The organism is Pseudomonas sp. 2822-15 (genome assembly GCF_002742515.1).
Taxonomy (GTDB): Bacteria; Pseudomonadota; Gammaproteobacteria; order Pseudomonadales; family Pseudomonadaceae; genus Aquipseudomonas; species Aquipseudomonas salomonii.
In genome coordinates this window covers 74,752-90,498 of sequence record NZ_LJRY01000182.1, presented here as the reverse complement: position 1 = coordinate 90,498, position 15,747 = coordinate 74,752, and the positions used below count along the sequence as shown (strand labels likewise).

Annotated in this window: 12 protein-coding genes and 1 pseudogene; 3 read left to right on the top strand and 10 right to left on the bottom strand. The window is 62.9% G+C overall.

The features are described from left to right. Positions 1–34: 34 nt before the first annotated feature. Positions 35–931, bottom strand: coding sequence for a hypothetical protein (locus AOA59_RS11870; RefSeq protein ID WP_143522780.1), 897 nt, complete (start codon positions 929–931; stop codon positions 35–37). Positions 932–1,515: 584 nt separating this feature from the next. Here AOA59_RS11870 and AOA59_RS11865 point away from each other — a divergent pair. Further along, positions 1,516–1,818, top strand: coding sequence for a DUF6124 family protein (locus tag AOA59_RS11865; protein ID WP_099487484.1), 303 nt, complete (start codon positions 1,516–1,518; stop codon positions 1,816–1,818). Between the two features lie 51 nt (positions 1,819–1,869). Here the strand turns inward: AOA59_RS11865 and AOA59_RS11860 are convergent, their stop codons facing one another. Continuing rightward, entirely contained in the window at positions 1,870–8,127 is a 6,258-nt protein-coding gene (locus AOA59_RS11860) for a non-ribosomal peptide synthetase (RefSeq protein ID WP_099487482.1), read from the bottom strand. Between the two features lie 504 nt (positions 8,128–8,631). Between AOA59_RS11860 and AOA59_RS11855 the strand changes: the two genes are divergently transcribed. Both AOA59_RS11855 and AOA59_RS11850 read left to right on the top strand, forming a co-directional pair. After that, a complete protein-coding gene (locus AOA59_RS11855) occupies positions 8,632–9,426 on the top strand; it encodes a helix-turn-helix transcriptional regulator (protein WP_069788348.1) in 795 nt (264 codons plus the stop codon). A gap of 120 nt (positions 9,427–9,546) precedes the next feature. Beyond that, positions 9,547–9,774 (top strand): annotated as a pseudogene (locus tag AOA59_RS11850) (multidrug transporter); the annotation flags it as partial. A 43-nt stretch (positions 9,775–9,817) separates the two neighbouring features. Here AOA59_RS11850 and AOA59_RS11845 read toward each other — a convergent pair. The 8 genes from AOA59_RS11845 to AOA59_RS11810 form a co-directional block, all read right to left on the bottom strand. Further along, entirely contained in the window at positions 9,818–10,324 is a 507-nt protein-coding gene (locus AOA59_RS11845; RefSeq protein WP_065931176.1) for a hypothetical protein, read from the bottom strand. After that, positions 10,321–10,839: a hypothetical protein gene (locus AOA59_RS11840; protein ID WP_099487481.1), complete on the bottom strand. Its 519-nt coding sequence runs from the start codon at positions 10,837–10,839 to the stop codon at positions 10,321–10,323. Before AOA59_RS11840 ends, AOA59_RS11845 begins: the two co-directional genes overlap by 4 nt. Further along, positions 10,836–11,462: a hypothetical protein gene (locus AOA59_RS11835; RefSeq protein ID WP_256593044.1), complete on the bottom strand. Its 627-nt coding sequence runs from the start codon at positions 11,460–11,462 to the stop codon at positions 10,836–10,838. The genes AOA59_RS11840 and AOA59_RS11835 overlap by 4 nt, the downstream gene beginning before the upstream one ends. Before the next feature lie 207 nt (positions 11,463–11,669). Continuing rightward, positions 11,670–12,065 carry a Rid family hydrolase gene (locus AOA59_RS11830; protein ID WP_099487477.1) on the bottom strand — a complete coding sequence of 132 codons (396 nt, stop codon included), beginning with the start codon at positions 12,063–12,065 and terminating at the stop codon, positions 11,670–11,672. Positions 12,066–12,260: 195 nt separating this feature from the next. Continuing rightward, positions 12,261–13,154, bottom strand: a complete 894-nt coding sequence (locus tag AOA59_RS11825; protein ID WP_099487475.1) for a pyridoxamine 5'-phosphate oxidase family protein — start codon at positions 13,152–13,154, stop codon at positions 12,261–12,263. A gap of 76 nt (positions 13,155–13,230) precedes the next feature. Then, entirely contained in the window at positions 13,231–14,118 is an 888-nt protein-coding gene (locus AOA59_RS11820) for a LysR family transcriptional regulator (protein WP_099487474.1), read from the bottom strand. Further along, the gene (locus AOA59_RS11815) at positions 14,118–15,038 is read right to left on the bottom strand and encodes a LysR family transcriptional regulator (protein WP_099487472.1); all 921 of its coding nucleotides are present in this window, start codon (positions 15,036–15,038) and stop codon (positions 14,118–14,120) included. The genes AOA59_RS11820 and AOA59_RS11815 overlap by 1 nt, the downstream gene beginning before the upstream one ends. Positions 15,039–15,056: 18 nt before the next feature. After that, positions 15,057–15,689 (bottom strand): glutathione S-transferase family protein, encoded by a 633-nt coding sequence (locus tag AOA59_RS11810; protein WP_099487470.1) that lies wholly within the window; start codon positions 15,687–15,689, stop codon positions 15,057–15,059. Positions 15,690–15,747: the final 58 nt, after the last annotated feature.

Below are 15,747 nucleotides of genomic sequence, written 5' to 3'. Positions count from 1 at the left end.
CGGCATTATCGGCGTCACCCTGGCTGGAATGCCGCTAGCGCTTCTCAAACACGGCATAACCGACATAAGCAAAATCCGACAACCGCCGTGCTTCGGAACCGGGGTACGTGAAATGCTCGCGCGTCAGGTAAGGCGCAGGAAGATCAGGAACGTCTTCCACCTTTCCGTCTATTTCGCCGTTACTGGCAGTGGAATGGGCGCCGCCTTGCTGGTCAATGAATTCAAGGACGTGTTCAGCCTTCGCGGCACTGGCTGCGCGCACATCGGCGGGTAACCGGGGGTCGTTCCAGTCACCGCCTACGAGCACTTTGAAGGCGAGCCGTTCGTTCGCGTCGAGCACGTTATCAAGTGCCTTGAACAAGGGATTCACCGTGATTGCCTGCACCGAGCGTCGGTTACCTGCTGCGCGACCGTGGGGGGAAGGCCTTGGCCAGATGACCCCGCGACCGCCCTCCCCGAGCACGCGGTAACCTTGCTCGGCGAATTGAGTCAGGCGGTCCACCTCGGACGCAAACCCCTTCACACCCTGCACGTCCAGGTGCCCATCACCTGGAAAACTGCCTTTGACCCGGCGCAGGCAGGGGTCGTTGTCAATGTGGTGGATCACCCGCGCCAGGCGATACATGGCGTTGGCACGTGACACCGGGTCTGGGTTGGCGGCGGTAAAGTCGCCCACCTGTCGCTTCAAGTGGGTGATCAATCGGGTTTGGCGCTGACGCCTTTGCGGGTTCCAGCCAAAGGCGCGTGACATGATGCCCGTGCCCAGCATGGGGTTGTCCTTGTAGATTTGCGTGGCTGAGCGCAGATCGTCCGCCGGCCGTGTTTGCCCGCGCGTCGGCAGGCTGGAGGTGTCGGCCTCCGTGCGAGGAGCAGGCAACGTCGGCAAGCGCGCCTGTATGAAAGGCTGAAAGTGTCCAAGCGTTGGGGTCATGAGCCACGTTGTCCATCAAAATCCAACAGCGTCGAAGGGCTGACGTTTCAGGCGAAACTGCACAGTGTGTTGGTGGCGACGGCGCAAAAGGTTCCATCGAAACCTGCGGTTGATGGCCTTTGGTGATCGTTCCCCACGCGCAGCAAAGGAACACCTCTTGGGACGCTCCGCGTCCCGCCCCCATTGCGCACGTGCGACGCGGAGCGTCGCGGGCTGCATCCCCACGCGGAGCGTGGGAACGATCAAATCGAAACCTGCGGTTGATGGCCTTTGGTCATGGTTTGTAAAAGGCCAGCAAGGCGTGTCCCTTTTAATTGCAGGACGTTTCCTAGACAATCCCTGCCGCCTTGTGCCTGTTGGAATCGATGGCTAGTCTGCGATCCGTCACTGCTTATCAGTGATCGGGTTTAGTCGCCCGCTAACATCACGCGCACGGTCTTCCGCCGATTTTTATGGTGGCTGTGCGTGGGGCGCCTTCGGGTGCGCCGGGTTTCGTGATGACCGGTCGACTAACCTGCGCACAGTCGCCACCCATTCGCTTAGTCGCGACGGGTGTCGACTCCTAATCATCACGGAGTTACACCATGAAAAAAGTCGTCCCCGACCCACCCCGCAATTCCGCCAAAGACCGCGCCGCTTTCAATCGCGCCATCGACCATTACCTGCCCTCCAAAGGTGTTCAAATCGAAGACCTGAGCTTCGAAGATGCCCTGCTCTACACCGCCAGCTTGCTCGACAGCGCTTCAGCGACCGCGCTCAATTGCGGTGATCTGCTGGCCAGCCCCCAGCGGGCGAAGATTCTGGCGGTGTGGCATTTGCTTGAGGTGGCCAAGACCACGGTGGACCGCTCTATCGAGTGCCTGAATCCTTCAAAAACAACTGCCTGACTGTGGTCTAAAAGTGTGGGAGCTGGCTCCCACACTGCCCGCCTCCAGGCTTCAGATCCGCCGGCGGCGGTTGAGTTGGGGGATCGCGGTTTGCGGCACCTCCACGCGCTCCACTTGCGCAGTGGTGCAGGCCGCCAATTGCGCCAACGTGGGCTGGCTGAACAGGGTGCGCGCATCCACTTCCAACCCTGCCTTGCGCATCCGCGCCACCAGGGTCACCGCCAACAATGAATGCCCGCCCAGCTCGAAGAAGTGGTCGTGACGCCCTACTCGTGCAAGCTTCAACACGTCGGCCCAGATGCCCGCCATCAGGGTTTCCACCTCACCCACCGGTGGCTCATAGGCGCGACTCACCACCGCCTCCAACCCAGGCGCCGGCAGAGCCTTGCGGTCGAGTTTGCCGGCCGGGTTAAGCGGCCATTGATCAAGCTGCACAAACGCTGCCGGCACCATGTACTCGGGCAACTGTTCCAGCACATACGCACGCAGGGCTTCCAGGCCGGGCGTTTGCCCACGCAAGGTAAAGTACGCCACCAAACGCTCATCACGCATCAGCACCGCCACGTCCCGCAGCGCCGGGTGCGCGGCCAGGCGTGATTCGATTTCGCCCAGTTCCAGGCGCACGCCCCGCAGCTTGACCTGAAAGTCATTGCGCCCCAGGAACTCAAGGTTGCCATCGGGCAAGTAGCGCACCAGATCGCCGCTGCGGTACAGCCGATCACCGGCCACAAACGGGCTGTCTATAAAGCGCTCGGCGGTCATCTGTTCCAGGCCCAGATAACCCCGCGCAACGCCGACGCCGCCGATGTGCAGTTGGCCGCTGACGCCCATGGGCACCGGCGTGTCATGTTCATCCAGCACATACAGGCGGGTGTTGTTGATCGCCCGACCAATCGGCAATTGCACGGCCGGCACGGCGGCGCCGGGTTCCAGGGTCCAGGCGCTGCTGTCCACCGTGGCTTCGGTGGGGCCATAGACGTTATGCAAGCGCACGTTGGGCAGCCGCGCCTGCACGCCTCGGGCCAGGGCTTGCGTGAGTTCGCCGCCGCCACACAGCACATCGGTGAGGCTGGTGCACAGCGCCGACGCTTCCAGTTCCAGAAACTGCTGCAACATCGCCGGCACAAACTTGATCACGCTGATCTGTTGCTCGCGGATCACCTGGGCCAGGTACGCCGGTTCACGGTGCCCATCGGGCCGTGCGAGCACCAGGCGCATGCCATTGGTCAACGGCCAGAACAGCTCCCACACCGAGCCATCGAAGCTGAACGGCGCACGTTGCAACAAGGCGCCGCCCTGGGCATGCGGGCACAGCCGGGAGCCCCAGTGCATGAGGTTGCTTAAGCCGCGATGCTCGATCATCACGCCTTTGGGCGTGCCGGTAGAGCCGGAGGTGTACATCACGTAGGCCAGGTTGGCGACGCTCAAACCGGGCACCAACGGGTTGCCGACAGGTGCCTGGTTCCAGGCGCAGCGGTCGAAGTCGATCACGGGCATCGACACCTCGCCGGGCAAGTCACGGGTGGCCGCGTGCACCAGTAACGCCACGGGCTGACTGTCGCTGAGCATGTAGGCCAGGCGTTCGCGCGGATAGCCCGGGTCCAGCGGCACATAGGCGCCACCCGCCTTGAGGATCGCCAGCAAACCCACCACCAGCTCCAGCCCGCGCTCGACGCACAGCGCCACACGCGAATCCGGCCGGACGCCGCGCTCGCGCAGGTGAAAGGCGAGCTGGTTGGCGCGCTCATTGAGCTCGCGGTAGGTCAATTGCCGTTCGCCGGCCTGCACCGCAATGGCATTGGGAATCTGCCGCGCATGGGCTTCAAACAGGGCTTGGACGGTGAGGGTTTCGGGGTAGTCGGTGTGGGTCGCATTAAAGTCCAGCAACAACCTTTTCAGTTCGCTGGCCGGCAGCACCTGTACTTCGCGCAGGGGTGTGGTCGGCGCCTGTTCAAGGGCATCCGCCAGGCCATGCAACACCGTCTCGAGATAACCCAGCAACCGCTCGGCACCGACCTTGCGCGGCGCCTTGGCCGTGAGGCGAAAGCCGCTGGCGATGTCGTCGACCGTGAGCATCAGCGGGTAGCTGAGGATGTCTTCACTGCTGAGCAGGGCAATGCCCGGCACCAGGTTCAGGTCTCGGTCTGCCGCCGTGTGCCGATAGTTAAGCAGGCTGTTGAACAACGGCGATGTGCCGCTGCAACGCTGGGCCAGCGCCAGGGAGGCCTGTTCATGGGCGACCAGCGCGCTCAGTTGCGCATGGGTGTCTGCCAGCGCAGCGACCACGCTTTGCCCGGCCAGGCGCAGGCGCAGCGGCAAGGTGTTGATGAACATGCCGAGGGCTCGATCAGCGCCTTCGCCGGCTTGCAAACGGCCGAGCAACACGGTGCCGAATACCACATCATCGCGGCCCGCCACCCGGCTGAGCACCTGGGCCCAGGCCAGGTGAAACAGGCTCGCGGCACTGACCCCCAGCGCCCGCGCCTGGGCGCGCAGGCGCCGGTTGAGGGCGTCGGTCAGGGGCCGTTCGGCCGCTTCGATGTCGGCGCGATTGGCCTGGCGCTCCTGCAAGCCGAACGCCAGGGTCGGCTCGTCAACGTCGGCCAGGCGCTCGCGAAAGAACGCTTCATGGGCCGCCTGGCGCGCTGCCGAACGGGTCTGCGCGACCACGTTGCGGTAAGGCACCGGTTCCGGCAATTGCGCCTGTTGGCCCAGCAGGTGAGCGCGAATTTCATCCACCAGCACGGTGGTCGAGGTGGCGTCATTGACCAGGTGATGGAAGCGCAACTTGGCGACCCAACGCTGGTTGTGCGGCTCCTCGGCGTAATCGAGCGCCATCAGCGGCGCCTGGCGCAAATCCAGCGGTGCGTGTTGATCGTGCAGCGGTTCGACGCGCAACTGCGCCTGGCGCCACACCACTTGCATCGGTTGTTCCAGCGCATCCCACACGAGGCTGGTGCGCAGGATGTCGTGACGGTTGATCACCTGCTGCAACGCCTGGGCAAACGCCTCCAACTGTTCGCGACGGGCAAAACTGAACAGCGCATGTTGCTGGTAGGGGTCGCGCTCGTCCGTGAGGTGGTGGTACAGCAAGCCCTCCTGCAACGGCGCCAGCGGGTAGATTTCCTGCACATTGGCCGCGCCTGCGGGGATACCGGCGACGATACGGTCCAGGCTCGGCTGGTCGAGTTCGGCCAGTGCGAGCATGTCCGGGGTGATGTGGCTGCAACCTGGCGCAATACGATTGCCCGGCACCTGGACCTCGCTGCCGCCACTGACCGCCGCCAGCGCGGCAAGCGTCGGCTGGCCGAACAACACCTGCACATCGGCATGCAAGCCCACCTGGCGCATGCGCTGCACCAACTGCACCGCCAACAGCGAGTGGCCGCCCAGTTCGAAGAAATGGTCGTGGCGCCCCACTTGCTGCACCTGCAATAACTCAGCCCAGACCTGCGCCAGAAGGGTTTCCGCGCCCTCGTGCGGCGCCTCGAACAGCCGCGTGACAAAGGCGTGTGGCGTGGGCGCGGGAAGCGCCTTGCGGTCGAGCTTGCCGTTGGCGGTCAGGGGCAACGCGTGCAAACGCACATAGGCCGCCGGCAGCATGTAATCGGGTAGCGAAGCGTGCAGATGAGCACGCAACGCTTCGATTTCGACGCTGTGCCGGGCGACAAACCAGGCCAGCAGTTGGCCTTCGCGACACTGCACCACGGCTTCCTGGACCGCCGGATGGCTGGCCAGCGCGGTTTCGATTTCCCCCAGTTCGATGCGCACGCCACGGATTTTCACCTGGTCGTCATTGCGGCCCAGGTACTCAAGGTTGCCCTCGGGCAGCCAGCGCGCCAAATCGCCGGTGCGGTACATCCGGCCCGCGTTGAACGGGTCATCCACAAAGCGCTCGGCGCTCAGTTCAGGCTGGTTCAGGTAACCCCGCGCCACACCCTTGCCGCCGATATACAGCCCCCCCGCCACGCCAATCGGCACCGGGCGCCGCTGTTCATCCAGCACGTACACCGTGGCATTGTCGATGGGCGCGCCGATGTGCAGCGCCTGGCCTGCCGCGACACGCCCGGAAGTGGCGACCACCGTGGCTTCGGTGGGGCCGTAGTTGTTGATCACGTCATAGGTTTGCGCGCGGCTGAAGCTGCGCAGGCGGTCGCCGCCGATCAGCAGGGTGTGCAAGGTCGGGTGTGGCAGGCGCTGGCTGAAGGCGTACTCGGCCACCGGGGTCGGCAGGAAGCACACGTCCAACGGCTGCGCACGCCACCAGCTGAGCAGCGCATCAATGTCCTGGGCATCGTCCTGGACGGGCGCCAGGTGCAAGGTCGCGCCCACGCACAACGCCGGCCAGACCTCCCAGGCCATCGCGTCAAAACCGAAGCCGGCGACGCTGGCCGTATGGCTGCCCGCGTGCAGGTTGAAGGCGCGGCAGTGCCAGTCCACCAGGTTGGACACGGTGTGGTGCTCGACCATCACGCCTTTGGGCAAACCGGTGGAGCCTGAGGTGTAGATCACATACGCAAGGTTCGACGGCGTGACCGCCACCGGTGGGCTGTCGCTGCGGCCATGGGTCGGCAGGTCCAGACGGATTATCGGCACGTCGAGCATCGGCAGGCGCGCCAGCAAGTCGTGCTGGGTCAGCACCGCCACCGGTGAACTGTCGTGCAACAGGTAGTGCAGGCGCTCGGCCGGATGGGCCGGGTCCACCGGCACGTAGCAGGCGCCGGCCTTGAGGATCGCCAGCAACCCGGCCACGGTGTCGAGCCCGCGCCGCGCCACAATGGCCACGCGGTCATCCGCCTGCACGCCATGTTCGAGCAGTTGGTGGGCCAGGGCATTGGCCTGCTGATCGAGCTGGGCGTAGGTCAATTGCCGGCCCAGATGCGCCACCGCGATGGCGTCGGGCGTGCGCACCGCCTGCGCCTCGATGCGTCGATGCAGGGTTTGCGTACCGGCATGCGCGTGTGCGGTGGCATTCCATTGCTGCAACCGGAGCTGTTCGGCCGGCGTCACCAGGGCGAATTCAGCCAGCGGCAACGCGGTATTGGCCAACCCCTGCTCCAGCAGCCAGGTGAAGCGCTGCGCCAACGCCTGCACCTCGTCCTCGCGAAACCACGCTTCGTTGTACACACAGTGCAGGCACGCGGTGTCCTGATAACGGTTGCTGCGCAGGTGGAAGGCAATCGGCAGCAACTCGTGGTGGTTGGAAACCTTGATCGCGCGGGCCTGGACCTGGCCGAAGCGCAGGTCGTGATCGTCCTGCTCAAAGGACACCGACAAATCAAACAACTGGCCGCGATCGGTACGGCGCAGGCCCAGCTCTCGGTTCATCTCGCTCAGGGGAAAACGCTGGTGGCGAAAGTCCTGCTTGAGCTGGTCACGCACACCGCGCACCAGCGCGCTGAACGGCAAGTGCGCGGCGAACTGAAAGCGCACCGCACTGACCTGGGTGAACAAGCCCACGGTGGAACGAAAACGTGCGTTGGAACGGTTGAGGATCGGCAGCCCCACCACCCATGCATCACGCTGGCTGGTGCGGGTGAAATACACGTACAGCGCCGCCAGCAGCACATGGAAGGCCGAAGCCTGGTAACGGTTGGCGACTTGTTCCATGCGATTGAGCAGCGTCACCGCAAACGGCTCCACCCAGGTGTTGCTCGGCGCCGGGGCGTTGTGGCGCGGCGTCAGTAACGGCTCGGGCAACACCTGGTATTTGTCCAGCCAGTAAGCGCGATCCCGGGCGTAACGGGCCGACTCCTGGTAACGCTGGTCGGTGTCGATAAAGTCGATATACGACGGCGCGTACGGCTCCGGTTGCCGCCCCTGCTCAAGGTCGGTGTACAGCCGGGCCAGGGACTGCAGCATCTGGCCAAAGCCCCAGCCATCGAGGATCAGGTGATGGGCCTGGGTGCCGAGGCGGTAGTGATCGTCATCGAGCTTGACCAGGAAAAACCGGAACAGCGGTTCGCCACTCATTGCGTAGGGCCGGGCCATTTGCGCCTGCATCAGCGCCTGGCTTGCCGCCTGTGGGTCTTGCAGCGCACAGAAGTCGTGCCGTTGTACCTGCACCGTCAGCGCAGCGTCGAAGGTCTGTCGCGGCAAGCCATCGGCATCGCTGTGCAGCTGGGTGCGCAAGGCATCGTGCCTGGCCACCAGCAACTCGACGGCGCGCTGGATCAGTTCCGGCACCACGGGCCCGGCAAAATCGACATAGCCGCCAATGTTGTACAGCGGTGAGTCGCCCGCTCGCAGTTGGTCGAGCCAGATGTCCTGCTGGGCGGCAGTGAGGGGGAAGCTTGGGGAATGCTTCATAAGATCCTTCTCAATAGGAGTCAGGCACGGCCGTGCACGGGCCCATTTCGCCAAAATTGCCGGATTTGAGCATGCAGCTCTGAGGGTGTCTGACCCCAGAAACCCGGACATTCAAATGGATAGAAACGGGCTTGGCTGATGGTTGACGGCTGAAACGATTAAAGCGCTGTAGGAAATTGGCTACATCTGGCCGTGGCCAGTTCTTCCAGGCCTGTCGCAATAATTAATATTTACTTTGAATATCAATAGCTTAAATAAATCTAATATTGAGTCACGGCTCTTCGTAGGCGGAATACTTCGTCTGAAGCGTCGAATTAATGACGTGGATTTTATGGCAGCTTGTGTCCCTCGTTTCCGCTACATACGTAGGACAAATCGCTATGGCTAAATGAAATCTCGAACGCCGAATGACGTTAAAGAAAAGTCACGTTCAAGGAGTACGGGCCGCCCCACACAGACCCAGGGCACCCGATGACGGTTTTCGACATCAAGGATGAGATGGCTATGAGTCTGACTTCTACTATTGGCGGCGCCCACAGCCCGCAGTTCTACGCCGAAATGGGTGAATTGATTTCAAACAGCGGCCAGGAACATTTCGCCGCCAACATGCTGCATCTGGTGGATAAATGGGTACCGATCCACTTGGTCGACCTGAGTGAGTGGACCCTGGACGAACTACGTGACAGCGCGGTCGATATCCAGTTGCTGGGCAGCGCCGGGTTGAAAAAACACCTGCCGGCGCCCCAGCCGGTGCATGCGCTCAATGACCACCCGCTGCTGCGGGAAATGCTGCGCATGCAAGACCCGTTGCTGATCCAGATGAAGGCCAAGGCGAACGGCGCGCACCCGCGCGGCACCTCGCACCAGTGCAACCTGGTGTCGCGCCAGGGCAACCGACGCTGCGTGATTTCGTTTTACCGCCCGCCGACCCAACAAGGCTTTTCACTGGCTGAGTTGTCGTTTCTCAAGTGCTTGTCGGACACCCTGTTGCCTTTGCTGGAACGGCACGCGCAGATTGTGCGCCAGGCCCCCCACAGCCAGGCCGAACCGGACCACAGCCAGCTGGAACAGTCACATTTACAACGCGAGTTCTACAAGCGTCTGTCCCTCAGCGATATCACCCTGTCGGCGCGTGAACAGGAGGTGTGCCTGGGCCTGTTGACCGGCGGCACCGTGCCGCAAATGGCGGAAAAGCTCAGTGTTAAAAACAGCTCGATCGAGACCTACCTCAAGCGCGCCGCCGCCAAGCTCGGCGTGAGTGGGCGCCATGGCCTGGCCAAATGGATGGTTGGCGCCTGATGAAAAAAGCCACCCTTTCCACCCTTGGCATGGCCTGGATGCTCGGCGGTTGCTCGCTGATCCCCGAGTACCAGCGGCCCGCTGCGCCGGCAAGCGACAGAAAGTACCGGGCGATCTGACCGGCACCGTTACCGCAGCGGCGTGGACAGCAACCTGACGTTCCTGGATGCACAGCGTTCGTTATTCAGTTCGCAGCAGGCGCTGATCGTCGATCGGCTGGCGCAACGGGTCGCGAAGGTCAACCTGTACACGGCACTGGGCGGCGCCTGGAGCGTCTACCCAAGCCCGACTGCCGCAGCCGATATTTCCCCGGTGGCACCTGCGCATAACGAAGGAAAAGCCGGCTGAAATACGCCGCCGTTGTTCGGGTGTGGGCGCGAGTGACCGGTTATTACTGGTAGGGAATAAGGCGATCCCGATCCAGGTCGCGCATCATTTCACTGAGCATTTCACTTTCGCTGCGCGGCTCGGTCATGGGGATGTACCAGGTCGTAGCCGTCCAACCACCACGCTTGTAGGCGTAGGTCTTCAACAGCTGACCGTCCTTGTACAACGAGCCGTGCAACTGACGCTCGTAGGTGTAAGGCACAGGCACGGTCAGCAGCGTTAACGCACCGAGCAGTGCCGGTAGCACGCCGGCCCCTTTACCGCCGCCCTGATCCACCAACAGGCTGTAGCCGGTCTTGCTGAAGCCGCCATCAAGGAAGCTGAAGGCACCGGTATCACGCAAGCGCTGTATGACTTCGCGCTGCTGTTGCTGCTCAAACCGCGACGCGGGCGATGGCATAGTGACGCTCATCGGTACATAGGCGCGCTCGGCCTTGTAATCCAATGGTTTGAGGGCGGTGCTGCAACCGCCAAGCACCAGCACGACAGCCAACACAGAAGCTCTGATCATTGTGCATGCTCCTCAGGCAGCAGGCCGTCGCGCTGTACATCTTCGGCAAAGGCGCGTGCGACGCGGTGGACGTTTTGCTGCTCCATTGCGCCGGGGCCATCCAGCAGCCAAGAGTATTTATGGGTGACGTTGCGGTAACTGTATTGCTTGAGCTGCTTGCCATTATGTTGCAGGGAAAACTCAGTGGTGGTGTCGACGCTAACCGACAAGGGCAGCAGGAACAGGGTTGCCGCGCTCAGCAGTACCAGAGGAAAAGGCGGCATGTCGCGCTGAACATTGAACCGGACCCACACCGAGTAGTCCTCGGGGTTGCCCCGGCCACTTTCGACAGTGCGAAACACCCCGGTTTCGCGCAGTTGGTTACGAAATTGCGCAGCATTGAGCGGGTCATCGATCATGACGTGGATCGGCTTGAGGTATTCCTTGCCGTCAGGCAAAGCCCGTTCAGGCAGCGTGTGGGTGGTTGCACACCCCGTCAGCAGCGCCACGGCGCTGAGGGTAACAAGGCGGCTCATGGACGAGTCTCGTGCAGGGTGTTCTGGTCCGCGCCGACAGGTAACGGCGCGATGATATAAGGGGCGGCGCTGCGATAATCCAGGGCCAGTACCTTCAGGCTCGGCAAGCCCGGAACGTACTGGCGCGCGAGGGGTTCATCGCGGCCTTGTTGATCGCGCCAGCGAAAGGCGCACAGGGAAGCACCGAGGCACAGCGAACGAAACTCTCCGAGGTAATAGGCCTTGCCGGCCTGCAAGCGCAGCGGCAGGTTGAACTTTTCTCGCGCCTGGACCGAGGTGTAGGTGGTGCCAAGGGTGGGGGAATAGTTACTGGAGAAGAACTGAAAATCGTAAAATTCATAATCTCCAGGTTTGAGCGCCAGCACGAACACGCTGGCGGCACCGGCTGCGTCTTTCACATCCTGAGGCGTTTGCTGCCCCATACCGACCCATACCGCCGCAGCGCCGAACTCAGAACCGCGCTTGCGAAACAGCAGGCGCTGGTTAGGTGCGGGGGAAGCGTTGAAGTTCTGTGGGCCGATTGACCCGACCAGATAAGCCACCGGTTCCTGAGGGCCAGGTTGCAACGGTTGACTGACCAGCGACGCGGACTGAGTGCCACACCCCGTCAGGGCTAATGCCATTAAGAACAAGGCCTGGGGCCTGGGGAAACAAAACATGTCGGATCCTGAACACGGGCAAAAAAATAACTGCAGGCGGTCAGGGCAAACATAGGATGAGCCTTCCTGGCGCTGCACCTCGCGTCACTGCGAGGGGGCGAATGGTACGGGGGCATTCGCGGTTTGACTACTGCTGACGAGCAACACCGCTCGCCATTCGAAAAACCGTCTTCAAATCACCGCTTCCGCCTCGATCTCGATCAACCACTCAGGCAACGACAGCCCGCTGACGATAATCCACGAAGACGGCGGCGGGTTGTGCGGGAAGCGCTCACGCAGCGCCTGGGCTATGGGCTCCTGCTGCTCACGGACGGACTCGACGATGTACAGACGCAGCATGATCACATCGGCCAGATTGCCGCCGACCTCGGCCAGCACCTTTTCGATATTATCCAAGGCGGTGGTGGTCTGCTCGGCGATGCCTGGGCCGATGGTACGCTCCTCGACATCCACCCCCACTTGTCCGGAGAGCATGATGCGCCGGCCAGGCGGCACTTCGAGGGCCTGGCTGAAGCCGTATTGCAGGGAGTTGAACACGGAGGTGGGATTGATGACTTTGCGTTGCATGACCTGTCCTTGTTGTCGGTAGGCAAACAAAGCTAACCCAGGGATGCTGCTCAATCTGGTAATTCAACATCCAGCAACATTTCGGCGGACCGATCGTTCCCACGCTCCGCGTCACACTGCGCAAGGCTCAGCTATGCGCAGACATCGGGACGCGGAGCGTCCGGGGCGGCATTCCCACGCAGAGCGTGGGAACGATCAGTTCTGCCAGCGCAACGCCAATGCTGCCGGGCGGCGTATGACCTGCTCCACCGTTACCGTCCACAAGCGCTGCGCACCCTCGAAACGGGCGACCTCGGGCCCCTCAAGCATCAGCGAAGTACGCCCGGCAACCTGCAACACATCGCCCGACTCAAAATCAATAAACAGCAAACCCGCCACCGGGTTGAGCTGCAAATTGCCCAGGGTATTAAAGAACAGGTTGCCGGCAAAATCCGGGATGGTCAGCACGTTGCCTTCAACCCGCACAAACCCGGTATTGCCGCCTCTGTGTGAAACGTCCACCGAGCGTGCGCCGTCCACGTCGGCGTAACTGGCGACGAAGAAGGTGTCGGCCTTGCGGATCAGTGTTTGGGCCGCAGCGTCCAGGCCGTTGAGGCGCTCGAGCGTGGTGCCGGGCTTGCGGGCGATACCGTCAACGGGGCGCAGTTGGATGTATTTGGGGCAGTTGCCATAGGTGTGTACCACGTCGACCGAAAAGCCTTCGTGGTCCAGGCTGCCAAGGCGGCCGTTCATACGGTTGCGGCGCCGGGTATTCAGGTCAATGCCGAGCAAGCCTACGCTGGCGCCGGTGTGCAAGGCGGCAAGCGCCGGGTCGCTTTTGGACGGCAAGCAGTCGACCTGCAAGGTGTGTGGGTCGGGTGAATGTGCAAAGCCCGGCGCACCTTCAAGCATCGTTGCCCACGGAACACCCTGGGCATCCACCACGCCGAGTATCAGGTAGGGCAACAGCGGGTAAAAGTCCCGATGCTGCTCCGGCAAGTGATCGCGAATGACTTTGGGCCCGACCACGGCCATACGCTCAGCCGCGCCGGCGCTTGCCTGCACGTGCCGTTCGCCGGCGTGCCACGGGGATTGTTCGACTGGGTTCATGGTGAGCACCTCAGGTTGGAGGTGCCCATGCTGCGCCCTGCCTGCCAGGGTGAGAATGCCCACACTGGGCAATCCACTATTTCACCAACTGAAATGCCGGATGCTCACGCAGCGCCGCCACGCAATGGTCGACAAAACTGCGCACGCGCATCGGTGCGTTGCGTCCCTCGCGGTACACCACATGCACCGGTAACGGCGGCGGTTCGAAGTCACGCAACACACGGCGCAACTGGCCGTCCAGCAAGTGCTGGTGAACCGGGTAACTCAGGCAACGAGTCACCCCCGCACCCTGCACCGCCGCGTTGATTTCACCTTGCGCGGTGGTGCAGCTCAAGCGCGCACGGGCCTTGAGCTGCAAGCCTTGAAAATCCCAGGCCACCGGGTCGGCACCGGCAATCAGCCGATGCTGTTTAAGCTCAACCGGATGCCGGGGTTCGCCGTGGGTGGCGAGGTAATCGGGGCTGGCACACAGGATATGCCGCACCTGCCCCACCGGCCGGGCGATCAGCGATGAATTGGGCAATTCGCCGACCAGAATCGCCACATCCAGCCCCGCTTCGTGCAGGTTCGGGTAGTCGTCGTGGTAGCGCGCCACCAGGCGCACGTCGGGGTAACTGTCCATGTAGCCGGCCAATATCGGCGCCATCACATAACGGCTGAACAGAAACGGCAAGTACACCTGCAAGTTGCCCTGGGCCTGCACGTGCAAGCCTTTGGCCGAAGCCTCGGCGGTATCGACGGCTGCCAGCAACCGCACACAGTCAGCCAGATAGGCGCTGCCCGCTGCTGTCAGGCTCACGCCGCGTGTGCTGCGTTGCAGTAACGGCACCCGCAGGCGGGTCTCCAGGCGCGCGACTGCGCGGATCAGGGTCGGCCCGGAGACTTGGGCCTGGCGCGCCGCCGAAGCCAGGCTGGGCTGATCGGCCAGCGCGGCAAACAGCTGCATGTCGCGATAGCGTTGCATCAGCCGCGCCGCTTCATCGCCGGGTTCAGGGCGGCGTCCTGCCCGAGGCGATGGGTGAGGAAATCCACAAAGGTGTGGACCTTGGCCGGCACACGGCCGCTTTTTTGGAACACCACCTGGATCGGCAGCGGAGGCGCTTCAAAATCCTCCAGCACAACCTCCAACTCCCCCGCCGCCACCGCGGCCGCCACCTGATAAGACAGCACCCGCGTCATGCCCCAGCCGAGGCGCGCCAGGTTGATCGCCGCGTTATTCGCCGTGACCACCAGACGCGGCTCGATGGGCACCGTCAATGGCCGCCCGGCGTCGACGAAGGCCCATTCACTCACCAGTTGGCTGGATGATGAGGTGACGATCCTGGCCTCACGCAATTGCTCGGGCCGCTGCGGCCGACCATGCTGGTCGAGGTAACCGGGCGATGCACACACCACCCGGCGCACTTCTCCGACCTTTATCGCCTGCTGCCCCGGCGCCTGCAGATGGCCGATGCGCACGGCCACGTCAACGCCTTCGTCGGCCATGTTGACCACGCGGTCGACCAGCAAGGCGTTGATATTCACCAAGGGAAAGCGGTCCAGGTAATCCCCCAGCACCGGCGCCACATACAGCTCGCCGAACAGCACCGGCGCGGTCACCGTCAAGTGCCCAGCGGGAATGGCGTAGCTGCCCGCCGCCGCTTCCTCGGCCTCATCGAGCTCGGCGAGGATACGGCGGCAATCTTCCAGGTAACGCTGGCCGGCTTCGGTCAGGTGCAGGCTGCGGGTGGTGCGTGCCAGCAACTGCGTGCCGATACGTTGTTCCATGGCGGCAATCGCTCGGGTCACGCTGGGCGGCGAGGTGTTCAGGCGCCGCGCAGCTGCGGCGAAACCCTCTTCCTCGGCCACCGCCACGAACACTTGCATCTCATGAAATCGATCCATCGGCATGCCTCTTGAACACTACTTTGATTGCAGACCCACGGCACTGCGCGGCATGCCGACAAACCCCGGCAATGCCTCGATGCCGGCAAGCCAGGCACGCACATGAGGGTAGTCGGCCAGCGACACATTGCCTTCCGGTGCATGGGCCACGTAGGTGTAGAACGCCACATCGGCAATGCTCGGCCGCTCGCCGACCAAAAAGCGGCTTTGGCTCAGTTGTTCCTCCACCCGCTTGAGCAGCGCATGGGAACGGCTGATGGCCGTGACGGTATCGACGTCGGCACCAAAGACCAGCGCCAGCCGCGCAGCAGCGGGCCCGGCGTGCAGTGGGCCGGCAGCCGCCGACAGCCAGCGCTGCACGCGAGCCTGGCCGACGGGGTCACTCGGCAGCCATTGGCCGTGGCCATATTGGTTGGCGAGGTACAGCAGAATCGCGTTGGAGTCGGCCAACACCGTGCCGTTATCGTCTATCACCGGCACCTGGCCGAAGCGGTTGAGGTTGGCAATAAAGTCCGGCGCTTTCTGCGCGCCCTGCTTGAGGTCGATCAGGATAAATTCACTGGGCAAACCCAGCAGCGACAACATCAGCTCGACCCGGTGGGAATGGCCGGACAAGGGGAAACCATACAGCTTGATCGCAGGCTGGGACATCAGAGGCTCCAAAGTGGTGGGGTTGACACCACGCATACTCCACCGCTGCCCGGATCGA

What these genes read in the sequence shown, in the direction of transcription:
- AOA59_RS11820 (WP_099487474.1), bottom strand. Translation starts at nt 14,118, where the DNA reads ATGCAACGCTATCGCGACATGCAGCTGTTTGCCGCGCTGGCCGATCAG.
- AOA59_RS11825 (WP_099487475.1), bottom strand. Translation starts at nt 13,154, where the DNA reads ATGAACCCAGTCGAACAATCCCCGTGGCACGCCGGCGAACGGCACGTG.
- AOA59_RS11830 (WP_099487477.1), bottom strand. Translation starts at nt 12,065, where the DNA reads ATGCAACGCAAAGTCATCAATCCCACCTCCGTGTTCAACTCCCTGCAA.
- AOA59_RS11860 (WP_099487482.1), bottom strand. Translation starts at nt 8,127, where the DNA reads ATGAAGCATTCCCCAAGCTTCCCCCTCACTGCCGCCCAGCAGGACATC.
- AOA59_RS11845 (WP_065931176.1), bottom strand. Translation starts at nt 10,324, where the DNA reads ATGATCAGAGCTTCTGTGTTGGCTGTCGTGCTGGTGCTTGGCGGTTGC.
- AOA59_RS11870 (WP_143522780.1), bottom strand. Translation starts at nt 931, where the DNA reads ATGACCCCAACGCTTGGACACTTTCAGCCTTTCATACAGGCGCGCTTG.
- AOA59_RS11835 (WP_256593044.1), bottom strand. Translation starts at nt 11,462, where the DNA reads ATGGCATTAGCCCTGACGGGGTGTGGCACTCAGTCCGCGTCGCTGGTC.
- AOA59_RS11815 (WP_099487472.1), bottom strand. Translation starts at nt 15,038, where the DNA reads ATGGATCGATTTCATGAGATGCAAGTGTTCGTGGCGGTGGCCGAGGAA.
- AOA59_RS11840 (WP_099487481.1), bottom strand. Translation starts at nt 10,839, where the DNA reads ATGAGCCGCCTTGTTACCCTCAGCGCCGTGGCGCTGCTGACGGGGTGT.
- AOA59_RS11865 (WP_099487484.1), top strand. Translation starts at nt 1,516, where the DNA reads ATGAAAAAAGTCGTCCCCGACCCACCCCGCAATTCCGCCAAAGACCGC.
- AOA59_RS11810 (WP_099487470.1), bottom strand. Translation starts at nt 15,689, where the DNA reads ATGTCCCAGCCTGCGATCAAGCTGTATGGTTTCCCCTTGTCCGGCCAT.
- AOA59_RS11855 (WP_069788348.1), top strand. Translation starts at nt 8,632, where the DNA reads ATGAGTCTGACTTCTACTATTGGCGGCGCCCACAGCCCGCAGTTCTAC.